Source organism: Streptomyces sp. W16 (assembly GCF_033194735.1).
Lineage (GTDB): Bacteria > Actinomycetota > Actinomycetes > Streptomycetales > Streptomycetaceae > Streptomyces.
Window position 1 is genome coordinate 1 of the sequence record NZ_JAWOAI010000161.1, and the last position, 18,957, is coordinate 18,957.

General features: G+C 70.1%; 17 protein-coding genes. 4 read left to right on the forward strand and 13 right to left on the reverse strand.

What is annotated here, in order from left to right; all coding sequences use genetic code 11:
• The 6 genes from R6V09_RS22130 to R6V09_RS22155 form a co-directional block, all read right to left on the reverse strand.
• Positions 1 to 1,394: lipopolysaccharide biosynthesis protein (locus R6V09_RS22130; protein ID WP_442810107.1), on the reverse strand; the 1,394-nt coding region annotated here is incomplete at its 3' end.
• Positions 1,387 to 2,187 carry a polysaccharide deacetylase family protein gene (locus tag R6V09_RS22135; protein ID WP_317883166.1) on the reverse strand — a complete coding sequence of 267 codons (801 nt, stop codon included), beginning with the start codon at positions 2,185 to 2,187 and terminating at the stop codon, positions 1,387 to 1,389. The genes R6V09_RS22130 and R6V09_RS22135, both read right to left, overlap by 8 nt.
• The gene (locus tag R6V09_RS22140; protein ID WP_317883167.1) at positions 2,180 to 3,181 is read right to left on the reverse strand and encodes a glycosyltransferase family 2 protein; all 1,002 of its coding nucleotides are present in this window, start codon (positions 3,179 to 3,181) and stop codon (positions 2,180 to 2,182) included. The genes R6V09_RS22135 and R6V09_RS22140 overlap by 8 nt, the downstream gene beginning before the upstream one ends.
• Complete coding sequence (locus R6V09_RS22145) at positions 3,178 to 4,029, reverse strand: glycosyltransferase family 2 protein (protein ID WP_317883168.1); 852 nt, start codon at positions 4,027 to 4,029, stop codon at positions 3,178 to 3,180. The genes R6V09_RS22140 and R6V09_RS22145 overlap by 4 nt, the downstream gene beginning before the upstream one ends.
• Positions 4,030 to 4,396: 367 nt before the next feature.
• Positions 4,397 to 4,822: a hypothetical protein gene (locus R6V09_RS22150; RefSeq protein ID WP_317883169.1), complete on the reverse strand. Its 426-nt coding sequence runs from the start codon at positions 4,820 to 4,822 to the stop codon at positions 4,397 to 4,399.
• Positions 4,823 to 4,996: 174 nt separating this feature from the next.
• Positions 4,997 to 6,205 carry a S8 family peptidase gene (locus tag R6V09_RS22155; protein WP_317883170.1) on the reverse strand — a complete coding sequence of 403 codons (1,209 nt, stop codon included), beginning with the start codon at positions 6,203 to 6,205 and terminating at the stop codon, positions 4,997 to 4,999.
• A 286-nt stretch (positions 6,206 to 6,491) separates the two neighbouring features.
• Here R6V09_RS22155 and R6V09_RS22160 point away from each other — a divergent pair, with 286 nt between their 5' ends.
• Entirely contained in the window at positions 6,492 to 7,298 is an 807-nt protein-coding gene (locus tag R6V09_RS22160; protein WP_317883171.1) for an SGNH/GDSL hydrolase family protein, read from the forward strand.
• Positions 7,299 to 7,302: 4 nt separating this feature from the next.
• On the opposite strand, the gene R6V09_RS22165 is transcribed toward R6V09_RS22160, so the two are convergent.
• From R6V09_RS22165 to R6V09_RS22180, 4 genes are all read right to left on the reverse strand, one after another.
• Entirely contained in the window at positions 7,303 to 8,925 is a 1,623-nt protein-coding gene (locus R6V09_RS22165; RefSeq protein ID WP_317883172.1) for a serine/threonine-protein kinase, read from the reverse strand.
• 45 nt (positions 8,926 to 8,970) lie between these two features.
• Positions 8,971 to 10,662 (reverse strand): urease accessory protein UreH domain-containing protein, encoded by a 1,692-nt coding sequence (locus R6V09_RS22170; protein ID WP_317883173.1) that lies wholly within the window; start codon positions 10,660 to 10,662, stop codon positions 8,971 to 8,973.
• Positions 10,659 to 12,506, reverse strand: a complete 1,848-nt coding sequence (locus tag R6V09_RS22175) for a tetratricopeptide repeat protein (RefSeq protein WP_317883174.1) — start codon at positions 12,504 to 12,506, stop codon at positions 10,659 to 10,661. Before R6V09_RS22175 ends, R6V09_RS22170 begins: the two co-directional genes overlap by 4 nt.
• A gap of 122 nt (positions 12,507 to 12,628) precedes the next feature.
• Positions 12,629 to 14,167: a DUF4331 domain-containing protein gene (locus R6V09_RS22180; RefSeq protein WP_317883175.1), complete on the reverse strand. Its 1,539-nt coding sequence runs from the start codon at positions 14,165 to 14,167 to the stop codon at positions 12,629 to 12,631.
• Between the two features lie 250 nt (positions 14,168 to 14,417).
• Between R6V09_RS22180 and R6V09_RS22185 the strand changes: the two genes are divergently transcribed.
• The 3 genes from R6V09_RS22185 (at position 14,418) to R6V09_RS22195 (ending at position 16,186) form a co-directional block, all read left to right on the forward strand.
• Positions 14,418 to 14,960: a sigma-70 family RNA polymerase sigma factor gene (locus R6V09_RS22185; protein ID WP_317883180.1), complete on the forward strand. Its 543-nt coding sequence runs from the start codon at positions 14,418 to 14,420 to the stop codon at positions 14,958 to 14,960.
• Positions 14,957 to 15,793: an anti-sigma factor gene (locus R6V09_RS22190; protein WP_317883176.1), complete on the forward strand. Its 837-nt coding sequence runs from the start codon at positions 14,957 to 14,959 to the stop codon at positions 15,791 to 15,793. Before R6V09_RS22185 ends, R6V09_RS22190 begins: the two co-directional genes overlap by 4 nt.
• 126 nt (positions 15,794 to 15,919) lie before the next feature.
• The gene (locus R6V09_RS22195; RefSeq protein ID WP_019066227.1) at positions 15,920 to 16,186 is read left to right on the forward strand and encodes a hypothetical protein; all 267 of its coding nucleotides are present in this window, start codon (positions 15,920 to 15,922) and stop codon (positions 16,184 to 16,186) included.
• A 42-nt stretch (positions 16,187 to 16,228) separates the two neighbouring features.
• Here the strand turns inward: R6V09_RS22195 and R6V09_RS22200 are convergent, their stop codons facing one another.
• The 3 genes from R6V09_RS22200 to R6V09_RS22210 form a co-directional block, all read right to left on the reverse strand.
• Positions 16,229 to 17,425: a CaiB/BaiF CoA transferase family protein gene (locus R6V09_RS22200; RefSeq protein WP_317883177.1), complete on the reverse strand. Its 1,197-nt coding sequence runs from the start codon at positions 17,423 to 17,425 to the stop codon at positions 16,229 to 16,231.
• A gap of 46 nt (positions 17,426 to 17,471) precedes the next feature.
• Complete coding sequence (locus R6V09_RS22205; RefSeq protein WP_317883178.1) at positions 17,472 to 18,254, reverse strand: ABC transporter permease; 783 nt, start codon at positions 18,252 to 18,254, stop codon at positions 17,472 to 17,474.
• The coding region (locus R6V09_RS22210; protein WP_317883179.1) for an ATP-binding cassette domain-containing protein at positions 18,251 to 18,957 on the reverse strand (707 nt) is incomplete at its 5' end. The genes R6V09_RS22210 and R6V09_RS22205, both read right to left, overlap by 4 nt.

Below are 18,957 nucleotides of genomic sequence, written 5' to 3' on the forward strand. Positions count from 1 at the left end.
CCCAGGTCGGCGAGGTCGCCGTCCGGCGCCGCGTCCTCGGGCAGTTCCGCGGGCGGCGCCGCCCTGAGCGTCCTGAAGAGTTTGGGCGCGGCGATCGTCACGATCACCGCGAGGCTGGAGATCTCCGCGACACCCGCGCCGGTCAGGCCCATGCGGGGGAGCAGCAGCAGCGTCAGACCGAGCACCAGGACGCACAACAGGCCCTGCAGCCAGGCGAGTCCACTGGTCCGGCTCTGCGCGCGCAGCACCGCGAAGTACGTCTCCATGACGACCCGCAGGAGCGCGCCCACCGCGAACCAGCGCAGCAGCGGTGTCGCCGCGTCCGCGTAGCCCGCGCCGAACACGCCCAGGATCCACGGCGCCCCGATGAACAGCAGCCCGCAGATCGGCAGCATGATCCGGGCCATGCGCTTGAGCGCGGCCCGGGTGTTGGCGGCGATGCGCGCCGGATCGTGCGAGCCCTCGACGGTCAGCGAGGCGCCCATGTTGATGGCGAGCAGGTTGACCGTGCCGCCTATCGTCGTGGTGATGTAGAAATACGCGTTGTCCTCGGAGCTGACCTGCGAGGCGATGATCACCGGCACCAGGTAGACCACGGCGAGCGAGAACAGCGAGCCGGTGTAGTCGCCGGCGAGGAACCGCCCGATCTCCCGGAACGTGGGCGGCTTCGCGTGCTCCTCGGTCGCCTTGATGTGCCGGGGCACCAGCCGCCGGAACACCAGCCAGCCGAGTGGCACCACGGAGAACGCGATCGCGGCGACCCAGGACACGAAGACACCGCTCGCGGCGAACACCGTCGCGAGCCCGACGAGCAGCGCCAACTTGACCGCGGAGAACACGGTGTTGCCCACCGGCACCCAGGGCGCGCTGCGCAGCCCGGTCAGCACCCCGTCCTGGAGCGTCAGCACGTTCCAGGAGACGACGGCTACGACGAAGCCGAGCGCGGGGATCGGCCCGTGCAGGAAGCGGTACGAGGGTCCCCAGTCGTTCAGGGTCAGCAGGAAGACCCCGGCCCCGAGCGCGACGACGAGCGAACTGCCCGCGTACGTACGGAAGATGAGGCGGCCGGTGGCGCGTCCCGCGACCGGGATGAAGCGGGCCAGGGCGCCCGTCAGCGTCACCGCGGTGAGCCCGGCAAGCAGCTTCATCGCGGCGATCGCCGCCGAACCCTGCCCGACCGCGGTAGGCGAGTAGTAGTGGGCCGCGATCAGCCAGTAGCCCAACCCGAGCACCGCGGAGATACCGGTGTTGAGCATCAGGGCGTAGGCGTTGCGGAACAGCGGGCTGCCGCCGGGGGACTTGCGCCTCCCGGGCAGGCGCAGTCGGCGCCCCGTCTGCTGGGGCGCCTCGGTCTCGGGCGTTGCGGCCTGGGTGGTGGTCGTCGTGTCAGACACGGGAACGGCTGGCCTTCCGGCGGACCTGTCGAGCTCTGCGGACCATGGCGTACCCCTGGGTGAGGGCCCGGTCCCTGGCGAAGTTGCGGGCGATCGCACGGCCCTCGACGAGCCGCTCGAACTCCTCGACACCCGTACTGCGGCGCACAGTCACCCGCCGTAGCGCGTACGGCCCCTGCCGGCGGCGGGCGAGGTCGTTGCCGACGGCCAGCGCCTGCGCGAACCCGGTCTCCCGCACCGCCTGGCGCACCCGGCGGCTGGAGTAGCCGTACGGATACGCGAACGAGACGGGTACGGCGCCGAGTTCGTCGGCGACGATCTCCTTGCAGCGGACCAGCTCCGCGCGCAGGGAGTCGTCGTCGAGCTGGTCGAGCTGCGGGTGGGTGTGGCTGTGGCCGCCGATCTCGACGTCCGCGCCCGCGAGTTCGCGCACCTGGTCCCAGTCGAGCATCGTGTCCAGGCCGCCCCCGGTGTCGTACGCGCCCCGGATCCAGCCGGTGGAGACGAACAGGGTGGACGCGAAGCCGTGTTGCGCGAGTGCGGGCAGCGCGTGCCGGTGCACGCCCTCGTAGCCGTCGTCGAAGGTGATCAGGACGGGTCGCTCGGGCAGCGGTTTGCCCGAACGCCAACTGGCCGCCAGATCAGTGGTGTTGATCGGTGTGAAGTGCAGATCGCCCAGCAGCGCCAGCTGTTCGGCGAACGCCTCCGGCGCGACGGACAGGGCGCGGGTGGCGTCGTTCGGGGAGGCGGCGATCGAGTGGTACATGAGGATCGGCACCGGTGTGTCACTCATGTGCGTCCCCCCGATCGATCTCGACCACGTCGAAAGTGGCCCCGCCCCGCCGTGCCCTGACGCTCCCGACGACATACCCGCCCGCCGCCGTGAACACCCCGGCGACGATCGCGCCCGCCCGGCCCGCACCGCCCGGCCGGGCGAACACGGCGTCGCGCAGCCCGCGTGCCACCCCGGCCGGCAGGACCCGGGTGGTGTACCGGCGCTCCGACTCAAGTCCCTTGTCGGCGCCGACACTTCGGGCCACCAGCGCCTTGGACAGGCCCTCGGCGTAGGTGCGCGTACGGAAGTACCCGAAGTGCTCGCGCGCCTCCGGCACCCGGTGGTGGATCACCGCCCGGTCGTCGATCAGCAGCACCGCGTCCGGTCTGGCCCGCGTGAGGCGGATGCAGAGCTCCGTCTCCTCGCAGCCCAGCGGACGCTTGTCGCCGTCCCGCCCGATGCCGGTGGCGAAGCCGCCCGCCGCGTCGAACGCCGTACGCCGGAACGAGGCGTTGCCACCGAGGACGTTGCGCACCGGGACCCGGCCCGGCGGCAGGCCCTTGTACGTGCAGCCCACCACCCAGTCGAACTCCTCGGGGAACCAGGCGGGTCGGCGGCCCGACGCCCAGATCGGCATCGTCCGGCCGCCGACGGCCATCACCTTCGGATCGGTGTACGCCTCGGCGAAGTGCCGCAGCCACTCCCGCTCGGCCACGGCGTCGTCGTCGAGGAAGGCGATGACCTCGCCCCGCGAGACGGCGATACCGGTGTTGCGGCCCGCGGACAGACCGCGCGGGCCCGCGTTCGCCAGCACACGGACCTCGCCCGTCTCCTTCAAGTCCTTGTACTCCCTGGAGAGTCGGTCCAGGAGAGCGGGGTTGTGGTCGACGACCAGCAACGTCTCCAGCGCGGGCCGTGACTGCGCACGCACCGAGGAGACCGCCGCGAGGATGTCCTCCCAGCGGTCCTCGGTGTAGACGCAGATCACGACAGAGATGTCGGGACCGCTCAAGACACCTCTCCCCGGACCGGGTTGACCTGCTGGTCGCGCTTCGGGTCGAGGGTGTCGATCATCGTGGAGTGCGAACGGCGGCGCAGCGCACGCCGGTTGGAGCGCTCCTTGAGGATCACCTTGAGCACCCGGATCCCGTCCCGCACGGCACGCAGATTGCTGGTGCCGTGGATACGGAGGTACTCGTGGCTGGGGATCTCCTGCACCTTGAGGCCGGCCTTGACCACCCGGATGTTGATCAGGGTCTCGATCTCGAAGCCGGTGCAGTCGAGGTCGATCTTGTCGAGGCAGTGCCGCCAGAACGCGTTGTATCCGTAGCAGAGATCGGTGTAGCGGGCGCCGAACTTGCGGTTGACGATCGTGCACAGTGCCCAGTTGCCGAGCTTGCGGATGAACGTCATGTCGTCCGTGCCGCCGCCGTTGGCGAAGCGGGAACCCTTGGCGAAGTCCGCGCCCGAGACGAGGGCGGAGACATAGCTGACGATCTCGTGCCCATCGGCCGAGCCGTCCGCGTCGACCATCACGATGATGTCGCCGCTGCAGGCCTCGAACCCGGTGATCAGGGCATCCCCCTTGCCCTTGCCCTGCTGTTCGACGACCTTGACCCCGGGCCACAGCTCGCGGGCCACTTCTACGGTGTTGTCGGTGGAATTACCGTCCACAAGAACCACTTCGTGTATCCACGCGGGCAGTGTCTTGAAGACGTAGGGGAGATTCTCCGCCTCATTCATGGCGGGAATCACCACGCTCACCGGCGGTGTAATCGCCAGGTGAGAAGAGATCGGCCGGTATTCGACCGACATTAATGGATCTTGGCCCGATGTCGCTGGGCGCAGAACAGAACTCACGAGTCTGGTCCCTCTCGTCCGGCGGACCGCCCGCCCCTGGGCGGCCCGGCTCTGTGCTCCGGTTCGAAAGGGGGGTTCTCACAGGCGACACGGACAAATGAATCTCCGTGCACGCGTGGTGAGCTGGCAAAGCTGGTCGACCCCCGAAAGGCGTGAAAGCCGGCCGCGCGGCACGACTCGGTCACAAGTACGGTCACCGAGCACGGCACCCCCCTACCGCGCCCCGCGCCGGTTCATCGCGGTCCTTGAGCCCTCCCCTAGAGCCGCTCGATGATGGACCAGTGCGGGTGAGATTACGACGGTATTGATGATTGAACCCGTATGGCAAGGCCTGGAACGAGGCCTCACGTTTTTGTTGGTTTGACCGTTACACTCCTTTGTCGGCCGTTGTACGGCGGCGCATATGCCGCATGAATACCGATAGTGCTGTCAGGCCACTGATCACCGCCACCGCGACGATTCCCCCGTCGATCGACCACCGGTGCACGGCCAGCATTCCCTGGGCGACCAGCATGTCGACGACCACCGCGCCCGCCACCGAGGCGAGGACGCGGCCGTAGGGATCAAGTCCGCGCAGCGCCGCCGCAATTGCCGAGGCCGGCGCGGAGAAAAGGAAGAACAGCGCGAACGGTCCGCGCAGCGGTGAGCCGGAGTCGGTGAGCGCGAGCACCGCGCCGACGGCCCCGATGGTCACGGCCGCACCGGCGAACAGCGTCGACAGGTCCCTCCCCGGTCCTGGTCGCGCCTGCTCGGTGTCGGCGGTGGATGTTCTCTTGATACCTAAGGTCTGCATTGGCGACTTTGCCCCCCAGCGCGCCGGATGCCGGGTTTCAATGTGGCGCAGCCCGACCGGGCACGTCAAGGTGCGGAAGGCGCTTGCACCGGTTCTCGTGCCTCCCCGAATAAATGTTCCCCGGAGGCGTCTGCTGCCTCCGGGGAACATTTATTCAGGTGGGGCGGGCGAGCTTTACGGGACGATCTTCAGCAGCTTGTTCGGTGACCCGGTGCCCGCGCTGGTCACGACATTCGACGTGGCGCCGTTCACCAGGGCCGTGGCGACCTGAGCGGGAGTGGACGAGGTGTGGCCCGCGAGATAGACGGCTGCCGCGCCGGCCACGTGCGGGGATGCCATTGAGGTGCCCGACAGGGTGGCGGTGGCGGTGTCGCTGGTGTTGTAGCCCGCCAGGATCGAGGAGCCGGGCGCGAAGATGTCCAGTATCGAGCCGTAGTTGGAGTAACTGGCCTTGGCGTCCGCACTGGTGGTGGCGCCGACCGTGATCGCCGTGGACACCCGGGCGGGGGAGTACGAGGAGGCGTTGGCGCTGCTGTTGCCCGCCGCGACCGCGTAAGTCACGCCGCTGGAGATGGAGTTGGCGACCGCCGTGTCGAGCGAGGTGGAGGCGGAACCGCCGAGCGACATGTTGGCGACCGCCGGGGTGGTGTGGTTCGAGGTCACCCAGTCGATGCCCGCGATCACACCGGCCGTCGTACCCGAGCCGCTGTTGTCGAGCACCCGGACCGCCACGATGGTCGCCTTCTTGGCGACGCCGTACGTCGAGCCCGCGATCGTCGTGGCCACATGGGTGCCGTGGCCGTTGCCGTCGGAGGCGGTGGTGTCGCCGTCGACCGCGTCGTAGCCGTAGGAGGCACGGCCGCTGATCTGGGTGTGGGTGATCCGGACGCCGGTGTCGATGACGTACACGGTCACACCGCTGCCCGCGCTGTCCGGGTAGGTGTACGTCCCCGACAGCGGCAACGCGGCCTGGTCGATGCGGTCCAGGCCCCAGGGTGCGCTGGACTGGGTGGTGTCGGTCAGGTGGACGCGCTGGTTCTGCTCCACGGTGGCGACGGCCGGGTCGGCGGCGAGTCTCTTCGCCTCGGTCGCGGAGAGGGCCGCCGTGTAGCCGTTCAGCACCGTGCCGAACGTCTTGGTGACCGTGCCGCCGTACTCCTTGATCAGCCCCTTGCCCGCGGCCGAGGACGCCTTGAGGCCGGCGCCCTTCTTGAGGGTGACGATGTAGCTGCCGTCGACGGCTGTGGGGGAGCCGGCGGCCAGTACCGTGCCCGTGGCCGGGGCGGCCTGGGCGGGGAGTGCGGTGAGCCCGCCGACGAGAGCGGCGGTGGCGGCGCCGGTTATCGCGGCGAGCCGGAGGTTCTTGCTACGCAGGAGTGCCATTACGAGGGAGTCCTCCTCCAGGCGGCGCGCGCCCGGGTCCGGCGCGCGACTGTGGGGGTGCGCGCGCTGTCGCGCGCACAGCCCTGGAGCGTTGCGTTCCGCACCAAGGCTGAGTAAAGCGTGGGTCATGTACCGGTGTGGTTCAAGGGAGTTGACGGTCTGTCACAGAGCTGTCATGAACACGCAATCAACCACCCCATCGGCCTCTCTATTGGCATGGACACTTCCCGCCAATGCGCGTAGTTGGTACGACAGTTGTGGCAGAGATCCTGCTAAGGGAGGTTCCATGAGACGTTCCCGATTTACGGCATACGTGACCTCGCTCCTCCTCGCCGCCGGACTCGCCCTCACCGGGGCGATGACGGCGCAGGCGTCCCAACTCGCCGCCACAGGCGGCTATGTGGCCCTCGGTGACTCCTACTCCTCGGGCGTCGGCGCGGGCAGCTACATCAGTTCCAGCGGCTCCTGCGACCGCAGCACCAAGGCCTACCCCTACCTCTGGGCAGCCGCCCACTCACCCTCGACGTTCGACTTCACCGCTTGCTCCGGCGCCCGAACGGGTGATGTTCTGGCGAGTCAACTCGGCCCGCTCAACTCGGCCACGACCCTCGTCTCGATCTCCATCGGCGGCAATGACGCCGGCTTCGCCGACGTCATGACGACCTGCGTCCTGCAGTCCGACAGCTCCTGCCTCACCCGCATCGCCACCGCGAAGGCATACGTCGACTCGACGCTGCCCGGCCAACTCGACAAGGTCTACTCGGCGATCAGCGCCAAAGCCCCCGCCGCGCACGTGGTCGTAGTCGGCTACCCGCGCTTCTACAAGCTCGGCACCACCTGCCTCGGCCTCTCCGCGGCCAAGCGCACCGCCATCAACGGCGCGGCCGACTACCTCGACAGCGCCCTCGCCAAGCGCGCCGCCGACCACGGCTTCACCTTCGGCGACGTACGCACCACGTTCACCGGCCACGAGATCTGCTCCGGCAGCTCCTGGCTGCACAGCCTCAACCTGCTGAGCATCACCGAGTCGTACCACCCGACCGCGGCCGGCCAGTCCGGCGGCTACCTTCCGGTGTTCACCGGCGCGGTCTGAGGTCTCACCCGTCAGAAGGTGACGCCGAGTCCGACGCGGAGGCCCCGTCCGACGGGGTCTCCGTCAGGCAAGTCACCGAGAACGGCACCGAGTTGGACGTCGTCTTCACGGGAGTGCGGACCTCGACACTGATCTCGTTCTTGAACGTCCCGCTGTTCGAGTACGTCGTCAGGAACACCCGGTCCTGCTTGGTCTTCCCACCGCCCGCCGGGAACGAGAGCGTCTTCCAGCCGGGGTCCGAGACCGAACCGTTCTTCAGCACCCACCGGTAGGACACCTCCGCGGGCAGCTTCCCCACCGTGAAACTCGCCGTGAAGGTCGGCGCCTTCGTGTTCGACGGCGGACAGCTCCCGGAATAGTCGGTGTTGGCGCCCGCCACGGAGACCTGCACCGACTGCGGCGCCGACGAGGACTTGCTGGCGCTCGGACTCGGCGTCTCACTGGCGGCCGTGGTCTCGCTGCTCGCGCTGGGCGAAGTCCCGTCCGAGGGCTGGCTCTTGGGGGTGCTGGTGCCCTTGCCCGCGTCGGCGTCCCCGTTGTCCCGGTTCAGCAGCGCGTACGTCAGTCCGCCGATCGCCAGGGCCAGCGCGATCACACCCGCGATGATCACGGCGGCGGCCCGCCGGTTGCGGTGCGGTCCGTCCGCGGCCGTCGGCGTCGAGTAGGAGGTGGGCGGCGGCCCGAAGCCCTGCACCGGCTGCGGCGGCGTCCGCGAGTCCTGTTGGGAGAACGAGTCCTGCGGGTACCCCGCCATCGTCGGCGTGTACGGCGTCGTGGGCGAGGTGCCCGCGCGAGGCGTACCGCCCGCGGCGACGAGCCGTAGATCCTGCTCCGCCTGCTCGGCCGACAGCCGCTCGGCCGGATCCTTGCGCAGCAGGCCCTCGATGACCGGGGTGAGCGGTCCCGCCAGCCGCGGCGTCGGCAACTCCTCGTCGACGATCGCGCGCAGCGTGCTCAGCGGGGTGTTCTGGCGGAACGGCGAGTGGCCCTCGACCGCCGCGTACAGCAGCACACCCAGCGCCCACAGATCGGACTCGGGCCCGGGCGTACGGCCCAACGCCCGCTCCGGAGCGAGGAATTCGGGCGAACCGATGACCTCGCCGGTCATGGTGAGCGCCGAACTGCCCTCGACCATCGCGATACCGAAGTCGGTCAGGACGACCCGACCGTCGTTCGACATCAGCACATTGGCCGGTTTCACATCGCGGTGCAGCACCCCGGCGTCGTGCGCGGCCCGCAGCGCGGCGAGCACCTCGGCACCGATGTGCGCGGCCCGCTGCGGCGTCAACGGGCCCTCGGCGTCCAGGAGATCGGCCAGGGACACGCCCCGCACCAGCTCCATGACGATCCAGGGGCGGCCGTCCTCCATCGCCACGTCGTACACCGTCACCACATTGCGGTTGGCGACCCGCGCCGCCGCCCACGCCTCGCGCTCCAGCCGGGCGTACATCCGCTCCACGTCACCGGAGGCCAGTCCGGCCGGCGCGCGCACCTCCTTGACGGCTACCTCGCGTTGCAGCACCTCGTCGCGGGCCCGCCACACAGTTCCCATACCGCCCTCGCCGAGGGGGGACAGGAGCCGGTAGCGGCCCGCGATCACACGTTCAGTGCCCGGTTCTTCGGGCATGGGTGACTCCCATTCGCATCCGGGCCAATTCTCCACAAACGTAGCTCAGCCGAGTGCGGATGCCGCCCCCTTGAGCACCAATCCGACCCCAAGGGCCACGACGATCAGTGCCGATCCCAGCGGCAGGGTCCGGCGGACCAGGACAGCCATGGGGCTGATGGTCCAGCGGGGGCGCCGGTCCAGCACTCGGTTCATCCCTGTACCCAGCTTGACGACGGCGAATCCGGCGGCGGTGAGAGTGAGGGCGAGCCCGACGCCGTAGGCGACGACCAGCAGCAGCCCGAACCAGGCCTGACCGAGCGCGGCGGCCCCCACGAGGACGACCACGGCGGACGGGCTGGGGACCAGTCCACCGGCGAAGCCGAGCAGGATCGTGCCGCGGAGGGTGGGGGCGGTCTCGTGGGTGTGGGTGAAGCCGCCGTGCGTGTGTTCTACGGCGTGGTCGTGAGTGTGGCCATGCTCGTGGTCGTGGTCGTGCTCATGGGGATGGGGGTGGTCGTGACCGTGGGCATGGTCGTCGTCGTGGCTGTGCGGGTGCGGGTGGGCCTCGGTGAGCGTGTGGGTGGCACCGGCTTCGGTGTGCGCGGACGCGAGGACCAGTGAGCGCTTGGGGGACTTGGCGGTCTCGTGACTGTGACCGTGACCGGGACCGTGGGGGTGGGGGTGGGGGTGCGAAGGGGCTTGTGGGCGTGGGCGGTTGCGCCAGGCCCGGCGTAGGAGGTTGCCGCCCGCGAAGAGGACCAGGACGCCGCTCGCGATGCCCAGCCAGGCGATCACCGAGGGGGTCGCGGCGGAGCCGGCCGTGACCAGGAGGCCCAGGGCGATCACACCGAGGGTGTGGGTGACCGTGACCGAGGCGGCCAGGGGGAGCACGTCCTTGAGACGGGCGCGACCGCCCCGGGCCGCCGCCGTGGCCGCCATCAGCGTCTTGCCGTGGCCGGGGGCGAGCGCGTGCATCGCGCCCAGGGCGATCGCGATGAGCAGCGAGAGGGCCGCGAAGCCGACGCTGAGGTTGTGCCGGGCGACCAGGTTGTTCAGTTCCTCCGTCCAACGGTCCGCGCCACGCGGGAGGATGGAGGACGCCGCCGAGTCCGACCGGGACTGGTCGTCGTCGGTGAGGGCCGGGCCGCCGGGACGCGCGTGCAGCGACGCCTTCGTGATGTCGGCGGGCGAGGAGAGCAAGTCCTTGGGATAGCTGGTGAGTTCGTGCGACACCGACTTCTTCGGTACGTCCGTCCCGGTGAGCGTCATCCGGTCGGCGCGCGCGGTGATCTCCCGCCAGCCGGGCCCGGTGGTCAGGCCCGCGCTGTGGAAGCCCAGGGCGACCGTGCGGCCTTTGGGCAGCGCCGCCCTCGAACTGCACTCCAACCGCAGGGTGTTGAGCCCGGCCTGTCCGGGCCGCAGCCGTGCGGTGCTGGTGCCGGTCGTGAGCGCGACCGTACGTCCGTCGACGGTGACCTTGCTGCCCTCGGCGGCCTTGTCGCACCGCTGCCGGGCCCACTCGGTCATGCCCAACCGCTTGATGTCCGGCTTGGCCTGGGTCGCCGGGATCTCCGCGAGGTCCTCGATGTGCGTGACGCGCAGGACCCCAGGGGCGACGACGAGACCGTCGTAACGGTTGACCGTGAAATTGCCCAGCGGGTGCGCGCTCGCGGCTGCCGTGGGGACGAGCAGGAGCGCGCCGGCGGCCGTGAGGACGGCCGCGGCCGAGGCGAACAGGCGGCGTACAGGCCTCACTTGGTCTCCTCCAGCGCCTTGCGGGCCTTGCTCGCACCCAGCGGCGAGAAGCCCGGGTTCAGCTTCAGGGCCTTGGCCAGGTGGGCGCGGCCGTCGGCCTTGTGGCCGGTGGCGAGCTCGATCATGCCCAGGTGGTAGATGAACGACGCGTTGTGGTAGCCGGTGGCCGTGGCCTGACGTGCGTAGGACAGGGCCTCCTTGTCGAGGCCGTTGACGTGCAGGGCCCAGGCCAGCGCGTCCGCCGTGTGCACGGTGTGCCGGCGGGCCCACTCGGCGCGGGCGGCCTTCAGGGCCGACTTGATGTCTCCGTGGTCGGCGGCGGCGAGCGCAGTGTCGAGGTCGGCGTTGACGCCGTTGGCGCGGGCGAGGGCGATCCAGGCGTCGACGAGGGCGTACTGGTCGTCGGCCTTCGCCTTGTCGCCCGCGGCGCCCCGGCTCTCGTACAACTCACCGAGCTCCACGAGGGGTTGGGGCAACGGGTAGCGGGAGACGACCAGCTCCAGGCCCTTGATGGCGTCGGCGCGGTCACCCAGGGCCGCCTGGGCGCGGGCCCGGCCCTCCAGGGCGGGGAGGTAGTTCTCGTCGGCGGCGAGGGCGCGGCCGTAGTAGTCCAGGGCGGTCTTGTAGTCGCCCTGGTTCCAGGCGAGTTGGCCGAGCGTGCCGGCCACGTACGAGATGTCCCCGGGGGAGCTGGCGGCTGCGAGGGCCTGTTCCAGGACCTTGCGGGCCGTGGTGACGTCGCCGCGCAGCTCGTGGACGTACGCGTACCGGGTGAACACCGGGACGCCGGGCTTGCGGGCGTCGGCCAGGTCGGCGGCCTTCGACGCCTCGTCGTAGCGGCCGAGTTCGACGAGCGCGTCGATACGGGAGCACAGGGCGCGCTCGCTGTAGGGGTTCTCCTTCAGGACCTCGTCCGCGTAGGTGAGGGCTTCCTTGAACTCGTGCCGGGCGGCGGCGAGCGCGGCGCGGCCCTCAAGGGCGTTCTCGTTGTCGGGCGAGATCTTCAGCGACCGCGTGAAGGCGGCCTGTGCCTGCGGGTACCGGGACGGGTCGCCCTTGGTCCTGGCCTGCTCGACATAGGCAAGACCGAGTGTCGCCCACCCGTCGAAGTCCTTGGGCTGGCCCCGGAGATGGGCCTGCAGCGCGGCGATGCTCGCGTCCAGACTCCCGCTGGCCAGCAGGTCCGGCGACACGGCGCTGGAGACGGCCGCGACGCCTGTGGCACCGCTGTCCTTCGCGGCGCCGATCGCGATGGCTCCGGCGGTCATCGCCACGGCCAACAGGGCGGCGCAACCGGCGAGTTGGACGCCCCGCCAGCGACGGCCCGCGGCGCCCAACCGGCGTACGGCGACGACGCGTTCGTCGGCAACTGCGTCTTCCGGCGTGCCGGGGCGCGGGGCGTGATCATCGTGGTCGTGGTCGTGGTCGTGGTCGTGCGAGTGGGGGTGGTCGTGATCGTGGGAGTGAGGGTGGGGGTGGTCGTGCCCAGGCGATGGGGCTGCGGCTTCGGTCGGTCCCGCTTCGGGCTCGACTTCGGCTTCGGGTTCGATCTCGGGGTGGGCCTCGGCTTCGGGGCCGGCTTCGGGGTCGGTCGTGGCCTCGACTTTGGAGTCGGCCTCGGCTTTGGAACGGGCCTCGGCTGCCTGGGAGTTGGCCCCGGCTTCGGAACGGGCCTCGGCTGCCTGGGAGTCGGCTTCGCGCTCAGAGCCGGTCCCGGCCTCGGCGTCGGTCTCGCCCTCCGCCCACACGCGCTCCCACTCGCGTTCCCGCTCCGCCGCCACCGGCGTCTCGCCGGGCTCGTCCTCCGTCGGCGTCGGCTCGTTGTCGTTCTCGCGCGGGGCCATGCCGTTCCTCCATCGCCTGGGGTGGTTCAAGTGCCGTACTGCTGAGAGGTGTTGTCACGCAGGGGTGGCGCGGCCCGCACCGTGGGGGAAGAAGCTGTGCGGGCCGCGCCAGTCGGTGGGGTTTAGTACGGGCGGTGGGTCATCCGGCGGCGCCACCACGCGACGCCCGCGCCGATCAGCAGGACTCCGGCCACACCCGAGGCCGCCGACGCGGTGATCAGCATCATGTTGTTGCTGGAGGACGAGCCCGCCGGCTGCAGCGCGTCGCCCAGCTGGTTCTTGACGTCACTGCCGCTGCTCGTGCCCTTGGCGAGCGGACCGCGCGAACCCGAGGTCGGCTCGGCGACGTAGGGGAAGTACTTCTCGAAGCCCTTGTCGTTCTTGTCGACCGCGTCGCCCAAGTCGTTCTTGGAACCGACGAGTTCACCCTCCATGACCTGGAGCGCCTCGTCGATCACGTCGTCGGTGAGCCGACGCCCGTTCGGGAAGCCCGCGTTGTCGCCGTCCAGGACACCGAGGCGCTTGGGGTGCGCGGCCGGCTTGATCGACGTGTTGAGGCGCAGCATCTCGGCCGGCTTCGTGTACGGCTGCAGCGTGTTGAGGTCCTTGACGCCCGTGAGGAACACACTGACGAGGTCGTTGCGCGGCTCGCTCGGCGCCTTGATCTTGTAGATCGACTCGATGAGCTTCGGGATCTCGGGCTCGGTCACGTTCTTCAGGAACTGAGCGTCGTCCTTGGGCTCGGACGCGTTGAACTTGTCCTTGTCCTTCTGCGGGTTGACGACCTCGTTGACCAGCGGGTTGCCCAGGCGCGAGACCTGCGTGTAGTAACCCTTGGCGTTCTTGCGCTGGGTCGTCGAGTAGATGCCGACGGTCGGGTGGTTCTTCGACTGCCGGATCAGGTCGTTCGGCACCTGGAGGGCGATCGTGTTGACGTTGTAGCCCTTGAGCGTGTCGTTGCCGACCTCGCTGAGGTTGCCGCCGTACAGCAGGTCGAAGACGCGCAGGTCGGCGAAGAACGGGTCGTCGGCCTGGCCCGCGAAGGTCGCGCCGCCGTTCGCCGTCTTGTAGATCGCCTGCGAACGCAGCTTGGCGTAGTCCGGCATCGAGGCCTTGCCGACGTCGGAGGGCGCCGCCGGGATGTCGTCGGCGATCTTGGTCTTGTAGACCTGCTTGCCCTTCTTGAGCTTGATCAGCTCGACGTCGTACGACTGCGTGATGTTGAGGTCGGGGTCGGTCAGGCTGGTGACCGGGCCCGTGTTGTACAGGAACGTCTTCTTGTTCTTGATCTGGGTGCTGAAGGTGTAACGGAAGATCATGTCGTCCAGCGCGTCACCGTTGTTGTCGATGTGCACGTCGTACTGGGCGTCGTCCGCGAACTGGTAGAAGTTCGGGCCGCCGGCGGGTTCCTCGAACGGGATCCAGTTCGCCACGATGGTGGTGGTGTCCGGCTTGTCCGGGCTCACGAACGCGTAGAGGTCCGTGTTGTCGTACTGCGGGGTCCCTGAGATGAGGGGGGCCTCCCGGTGGGAGGAGGCCGAGGCCACTCCCGGTTCCAGCGCGGCCGTACCGGCGGCTGCGAGCCCCCCGGTGGCCAGCGCGCCGCATACGAGGGCCGCGAGCTTCCTGCGTCCCGCACCGCTCCTGGAGATAGGTGTCATGCCGTCCGTCCTCAGTGCCAACTTGCCTGACGCTCGGGGATTCGGAGCTGGTGCCGGGCCGGATTGGTCGAATCTGAAAAGTTTTTCTGGCCGACTGCAATCCGGGCCGTGACCCGCGTTTCAAGTCCGCTGATCCGTAACCCATCCTTAGGGGCATCCGCTGCGAATGCCTCGTGTGACGGGATGCGAAGTGACAGACCGCGTGCGGTCGAAGAGGAGGGGCCGCGTGCGGTCGACGAGAGGGGGACGGGTGGGGGCGGACGAACTCCTGGTGCAGGTGGCCGGAGGGGACCAGAAGGCCTTCGAGGAGCTCTACGGACTGGTGTCCGGGCCCGTGTTCGGACTGGTGCGCCGCGTGGTGCGCGACCCGGCGCAGTCCGAGGAGGTGTCCCAGGAGGTGCTGCTCGAACTGTGGCGGTCCGCCGCCCGCTTCGATCCCGGCCGCGGCAGCGCCCTGTCCTGGGTCCTCACCCTCGCCCACCGCCGGGCCGTCGACCGGGTGCGAAGTGCCCGCGCGGCCGTCGACCGCGAGCAGCGCGAGGCCCGGCGCTCCCACAACCCGGCCTTCGACCAGGTGACCGAGGAGGTCGAGGCAGGCCTGGAGCGGCAGTTGGTGCGCCGCTGCCTGGACCGGCTCACGGCCCTGCAACGGCAGTCCGTGACCCTCGCCTATTACGACGGCTATACGTACCGTGAAGTGGCCGAGCGGCTCTCGCTGCCGCTGGGCACGGTCAAGACCCGTATGCGTGACGGACTCACCCGGCTGCGCGACTGCCTGGGAGGTGCCGCATGAGTGTCCTCGCCCGACTGTTCGGCCGGGGCGATCTCCACTCGCTCGCCGCCCCCTACGCCCTCGACGCCCTCGAACCCGGCGAGCGCCGCCAGTTCGAGAAGCACCTCAAGAAGTGCGAGCGCTGTGCCTTCGAGGTGCGCGCCCTGGCCGAGGACGCGGTCCGCCTCGCGTGGTCCGAGTCCGCCCAGCCGCCGTTCGCGATGCGCGACCGGGTGCTGTCCGCGATACGCAACACCCCGCAGGAGCCCGGGCCGCTGCGGGAGCACGCGCGGGAACAGACACGGGAGTACACGCCCCGGCTGCCGGCCCATGTGTGGGGCGCGGAGCCGCCGACGTCACGCGCCCGCGTGCCCCAACGGCGGCCGTTCTTCGTGCCGTTCGCCACCGCGACGGCCACCGCCGCCCTCGTCGTGGCCTCGCTGTTCGCCGTGCAGGCGAACAGGACACAGGACAAGCTGGACGCAGCGCAGGCGCAGTCGCGTGAGATCGCACACGTTCTCGCAGCTCCCGACGCCCGTGCGACCACCGGCGCGGACACCGCGGGCCGGAGCATCGGCGTGATCGCCTCCGCGTCGGAGGGGCGCGCGGTCGTCACCCTGAGCGGATACGGCGCACCGCCGAGCGGGCGCGTGCGTCAACTGTGGCTGATGCGCCCCAATGTGCAACCGCGCTCCCTCGGGCTCTTCAAGGACGACACGCCCTTGGTCACCACCGGACTCGACAAATCAGCAACATCACTCGCAGTGACCGTCGAGCCCGACGGAGGCTCACCACAGCCCACAACGCAGCCAGTTGTCCAACTCGCCCTGAAATCGGTTGGATTCGGAGAGTAATCAAGGAGGGGTCGTCAACACCCTTACGGGGAAGGTGAATCCTGAGACCTCGATACACGAGTGCCCGGTTGGGGCGATAGGGTTACCCTGCCCGGGCCGGGTGGACTCGTACGGGTGGGGAGTGACATGGAACAGATAGTGCGCAGTAGGGCAAGGGTCCCTGCGATCACGTGCGGGAGCAGCGCGACGAGTTCGCGCCTCGACCGCCATCTCTCGGTGCTGGGCGGCCCCGTCGTCCCGCAGCGCGAGACGGCAGAGGCGACCTCGCTGATGCGTGAGCTCACCTCGCGCGACACCACGCAGGAACGCAGCGCCAGGGGCGCGCGAGTGAGCAGGGTCTCGCTCTTCGCACCGCTGCGCAGACTGCGCCGTTCGCTGTTCGGCGGGCGCTGAGCAACTACTCGGCGTCCCCGGGGACTTCCCGGGGGCCCGCGCTCAGGACGCCACACCGTCCCGGCGCAGTGCTGCGATCTCTTGGTCCGCCATCCCCACGGCACGCAGCAGCGCCACGGTGTGCTCCCCGAGCGCGGGCACATCACCCATCCGTGCCTCGCCTCCGCCCGGCAAGGTGATCGGCGGCAGCAGTGCCCGCAACGGCCCGACCGGCGAACCCACCTCCCGCCACCGCTCCCGGGCCGTCAACTGCGGGTGCTCCGCCACCTCTTGTACGTTCCTGAGGCGCGCGCAGGCCACTCCCGCGCGCTCCAGCCGCAGCACGGCCTCGTCGGCGGCCAGCCCACCCAGCACTTCGCCGACGAGGGCGTCCGTGCGCTCCCGGTTCACCACCCGCGCCGCGTTCGTCGCGAAGTCCGGCTCTTGCCCCAACTCCGGTCGCCCCAGCACCTGTTCGGCCAGCCGCCGCCACTCCCGGTCGTTCTGCACCGCGAGCAGCACCTGCCCGCCGTCCGCCGCGGGATAGACGTCGTACGGTGCGATGACGGCGTGCGCGAGTCCTGTGCGCGCCGGGGGAGTCCCGCCGTGCATCGTGTGATGCAGCGGATGCCCCATCCACTCCACGACCGCGTCCAGCATCGAGACCTCGACGGGCCCGCCGCGCCCGCTCACGCCCCGGCGTACGAGCGCCGCGAGCACACCGGAGAACGCGTACATCCCGGCCGCGATGTCGGCCACCGGGATCCCCGCCTTCACCGGCCGTTCCGGCGTCCCGGTCACCGACACCAGCCCCGCCTCGCACTGCACGAGCATGTCGTAGGCCCGCTTGTCCGCGTACGGCCCGGAAGCCCCGTACCCCGAGATGTCCACGGCGACCAGCCGGGGATGCGCGGCGCACAGCGTCGCCGCGTCGAGCCCGAGCCGGGCCGCCGCCCCGTGCGCGAGGTTCTGCACGAACACGTCCGCGTCCGCGACCAGCCGCCGTACGACGTCCAGACCCCGCGGGTCCTTCAGGTCCAGCGCGATCGACTCCTTGCCCCGGTTGCACCACACGAAGTGCGAGGCCAGACCGCCGGCCGCGGTGTCGTAGCCGCGCGCGAAGTCACCGCCGTCGATCCGCTCGACCTTGATCACCCGGGCGCCCAGATCGGCGAGTTGGCGGGTGGCGAAGGGGGCCGCGACGGCCTGTTCGACAGCGACGACGGTGACGCCCTCAAGGGGCGGCGGCAGAGGCTCCATGCGGAGGATCATGTCCCGTGCCCGGCGCCTTTGTCATGCGGAGAGCTCAGTGCTCGCCGCGTGTGTACCGGCGTACGGCGAGCGGTGCGAACAGGGCGATCAGCGCGGCGCACCACGCCAGCGACCCGGCGATCGGATGGGCCACCGGCCAGGCGGCGCCCTCGGGTACGGGCGAGTTGCCGAACAGGTACCGCAGGGCCGTGGTCACCGCGCTGATCGGGTTCCACTCGGCCAGCGTGCGCAGCCAGCCCGGCAGCCGGTTGGTCGGGATGTACGCGTTGGACAGCAGCGGCAGCATGAAGGTCGCGCTGCCGAGCTGCCCGGCCGCCTCCTCGCTGCGGGAGGCGAGCCCGAGCAGGATGCCGACCCAGGCGCAGGCGAACCGGAACAGCAGCAACAGGCCCACAGCGGCGGCGGCTTGGGCCACCGACCCCTCGACCCGCCAGCCCACCGCGAGAGCGACCAGCAGGAACGGCACGGTGCCGGCCGCCGTGACGACCAGATCGGCGGTCGCCTGCCCGAGCGGTACGGCGGCCCTGCTCATCGGCAGGGTGCGGAAGCGGTCGCTCACGCCCCGGTGCGAGTCCTGGGCGGCCTGGAACATGCCCGTCATGATGCCGTTGGCGGCGGTCGCGACCAGCAACCCCGGGACCAGGTAAGAGCGGTAGGCGTCACCCGGCATCGCCAGCGCGCTGCCGAAGACGTACCCGAAGAACAGCAGCATCGTGATCGGCATGGTCTGGGTGAGGATCGCCAGCGCCGGACTGTTCCGCACCCGCCGCAGCTGTCGGCCGAGCATCGCGGTGCCGTCGTACGCCAACGCGCTCATGCCACCGCCTCCTTACGGTCCGTCAGGCGGAGGAACACGTCGTCGAGGGTCGGTGGCCGCATGCTCGCGTCGAGCAACGGCACGCCCGCCGCGTCGAGTTCGCGGACGAGCCGGGGCAGGGTGAGCGTCGGGTCGCCGGTGACCGCCCCGACGGTGTTCCGCTCGTGGTCGAACGACGGCTCGGCGCCGGTGAGTTGGTCGAGGACACCGGCCGCTTTCACCAGCGCGTCCCGGTGTGCGACGACGACTTCGGCGTAGGTGCCGATGAGCGCCTTGAGTTGGGCCGGCGACCCGCTGTGCGCGACTCGTCCCCGGTCCACCAGGGCGATGTCGTCGGCGAGTTGGTCGGCCTCCTCCAGGTACTGCGTGGTCAGCAGCACGGTCGTACCCTCCCTCTTCAGGTCCCGTACGGCCTCCCAGACCCGGTTCCGGCTGGCCGGGTCGAGGCCGGTCGTCGGTTCGTCCAGGAACAGCACCTCGGGGCGTCGTATCAGACTCGCCGCCAGGTCGAGGCGGCGGCGCATCCCGCCGGAGTAGGTGGACGCGGCGCGGTCGGCGGCCTCCGTCAGGCCGAAGCGGTCCAGCAGCTCGGCGGCCCGCTCGGCAGGACCCCGCACCCGGTGCAGCCGCGCGAACAGGCGCAGGTTCTGCCGGCCGGTGAGGTCGCCGTCGACCGACGTGTGCTGCCCGGTGACGCCGATCC

What these genes read in the sequence shown, in the direction of transcription:
- R6V09_RS22135 (WP_317883166.1), bottom strand. Translation starts at nt 2,187, where the DNA reads ATGAGTGACACACCGGTGCCGATCCTCATGTACCACTCGATCGCCGCC.
- R6V09_RS22150 (WP_317883169.1), bottom strand. Translation starts at nt 4,822, where the DNA reads ATGCAGACCTTAGGTATCAAGAGAACATCCACCGCCGACACCGAGCAG.
- R6V09_RS22155 (WP_317883170.1), bottom strand. Translation starts at nt 6,205, where the DNA reads ATGGCACTCCTGCGTAGCAAGAACCTCCGGCTCGCCGCGATAACCGGC.
- R6V09_RS22160 (WP_317883171.1), top strand. Translation starts at nt 6,492, where the DNA reads ATGAGACGTTCCCGATTTACGGCATACGTGACCTCGCTCCTCCTCGCC.
- R6V09_RS22165 (WP_317883172.1), bottom strand. Translation starts at nt 8,925, where the DNA reads ATGCCCGAAGAACCGGGCACTGAACGTGTGATCGCGGGCCGCTACCGG.
- R6V09_RS22175 (WP_317883174.1), bottom strand. Translation starts at nt 12,506, where the DNA reads ATGGCCCCGCGCGAGAACGACAACGAGCCGACGCCGACGGAGGACGAG.
- R6V09_RS22180 (WP_317883175.1), bottom strand. Translation starts at nt 14,167, where the DNA reads ATGACACCTATCTCCAGGAGCGGTGCGGGACGCAGGAAGCTCGCGGCC.
- R6V09_RS22190 (WP_317883176.1), top strand. Translation starts at nt 14,957, where the DNA reads ATGAGTGTCCTCGCCCGACTGTTCGGCCGGGGCGATCTCCACTCGCTC.
- R6V09_RS22195 (WP_019066227.1), top strand. Translation starts at nt 15,920, where the DNA reads ATGGAACAGATAGTGCGCAGTAGGGCAAGGGTCCCTGCGATCACGTGC.
- R6V09_RS22200 (WP_317883177.1), bottom strand. Translation starts at nt 17,425, where the DNA reads ATGGAGCCTCTGCCGCCGCCCCTTGAGGGCGTCACCGTCGTCGCTGTC.
- R6V09_RS22205 (WP_317883178.1), bottom strand. Translation starts at nt 18,254, where the DNA reads ATGAGCGCGTTGGCGTACGACGGCACCGCGATGCTCGGCCGACAGCTG.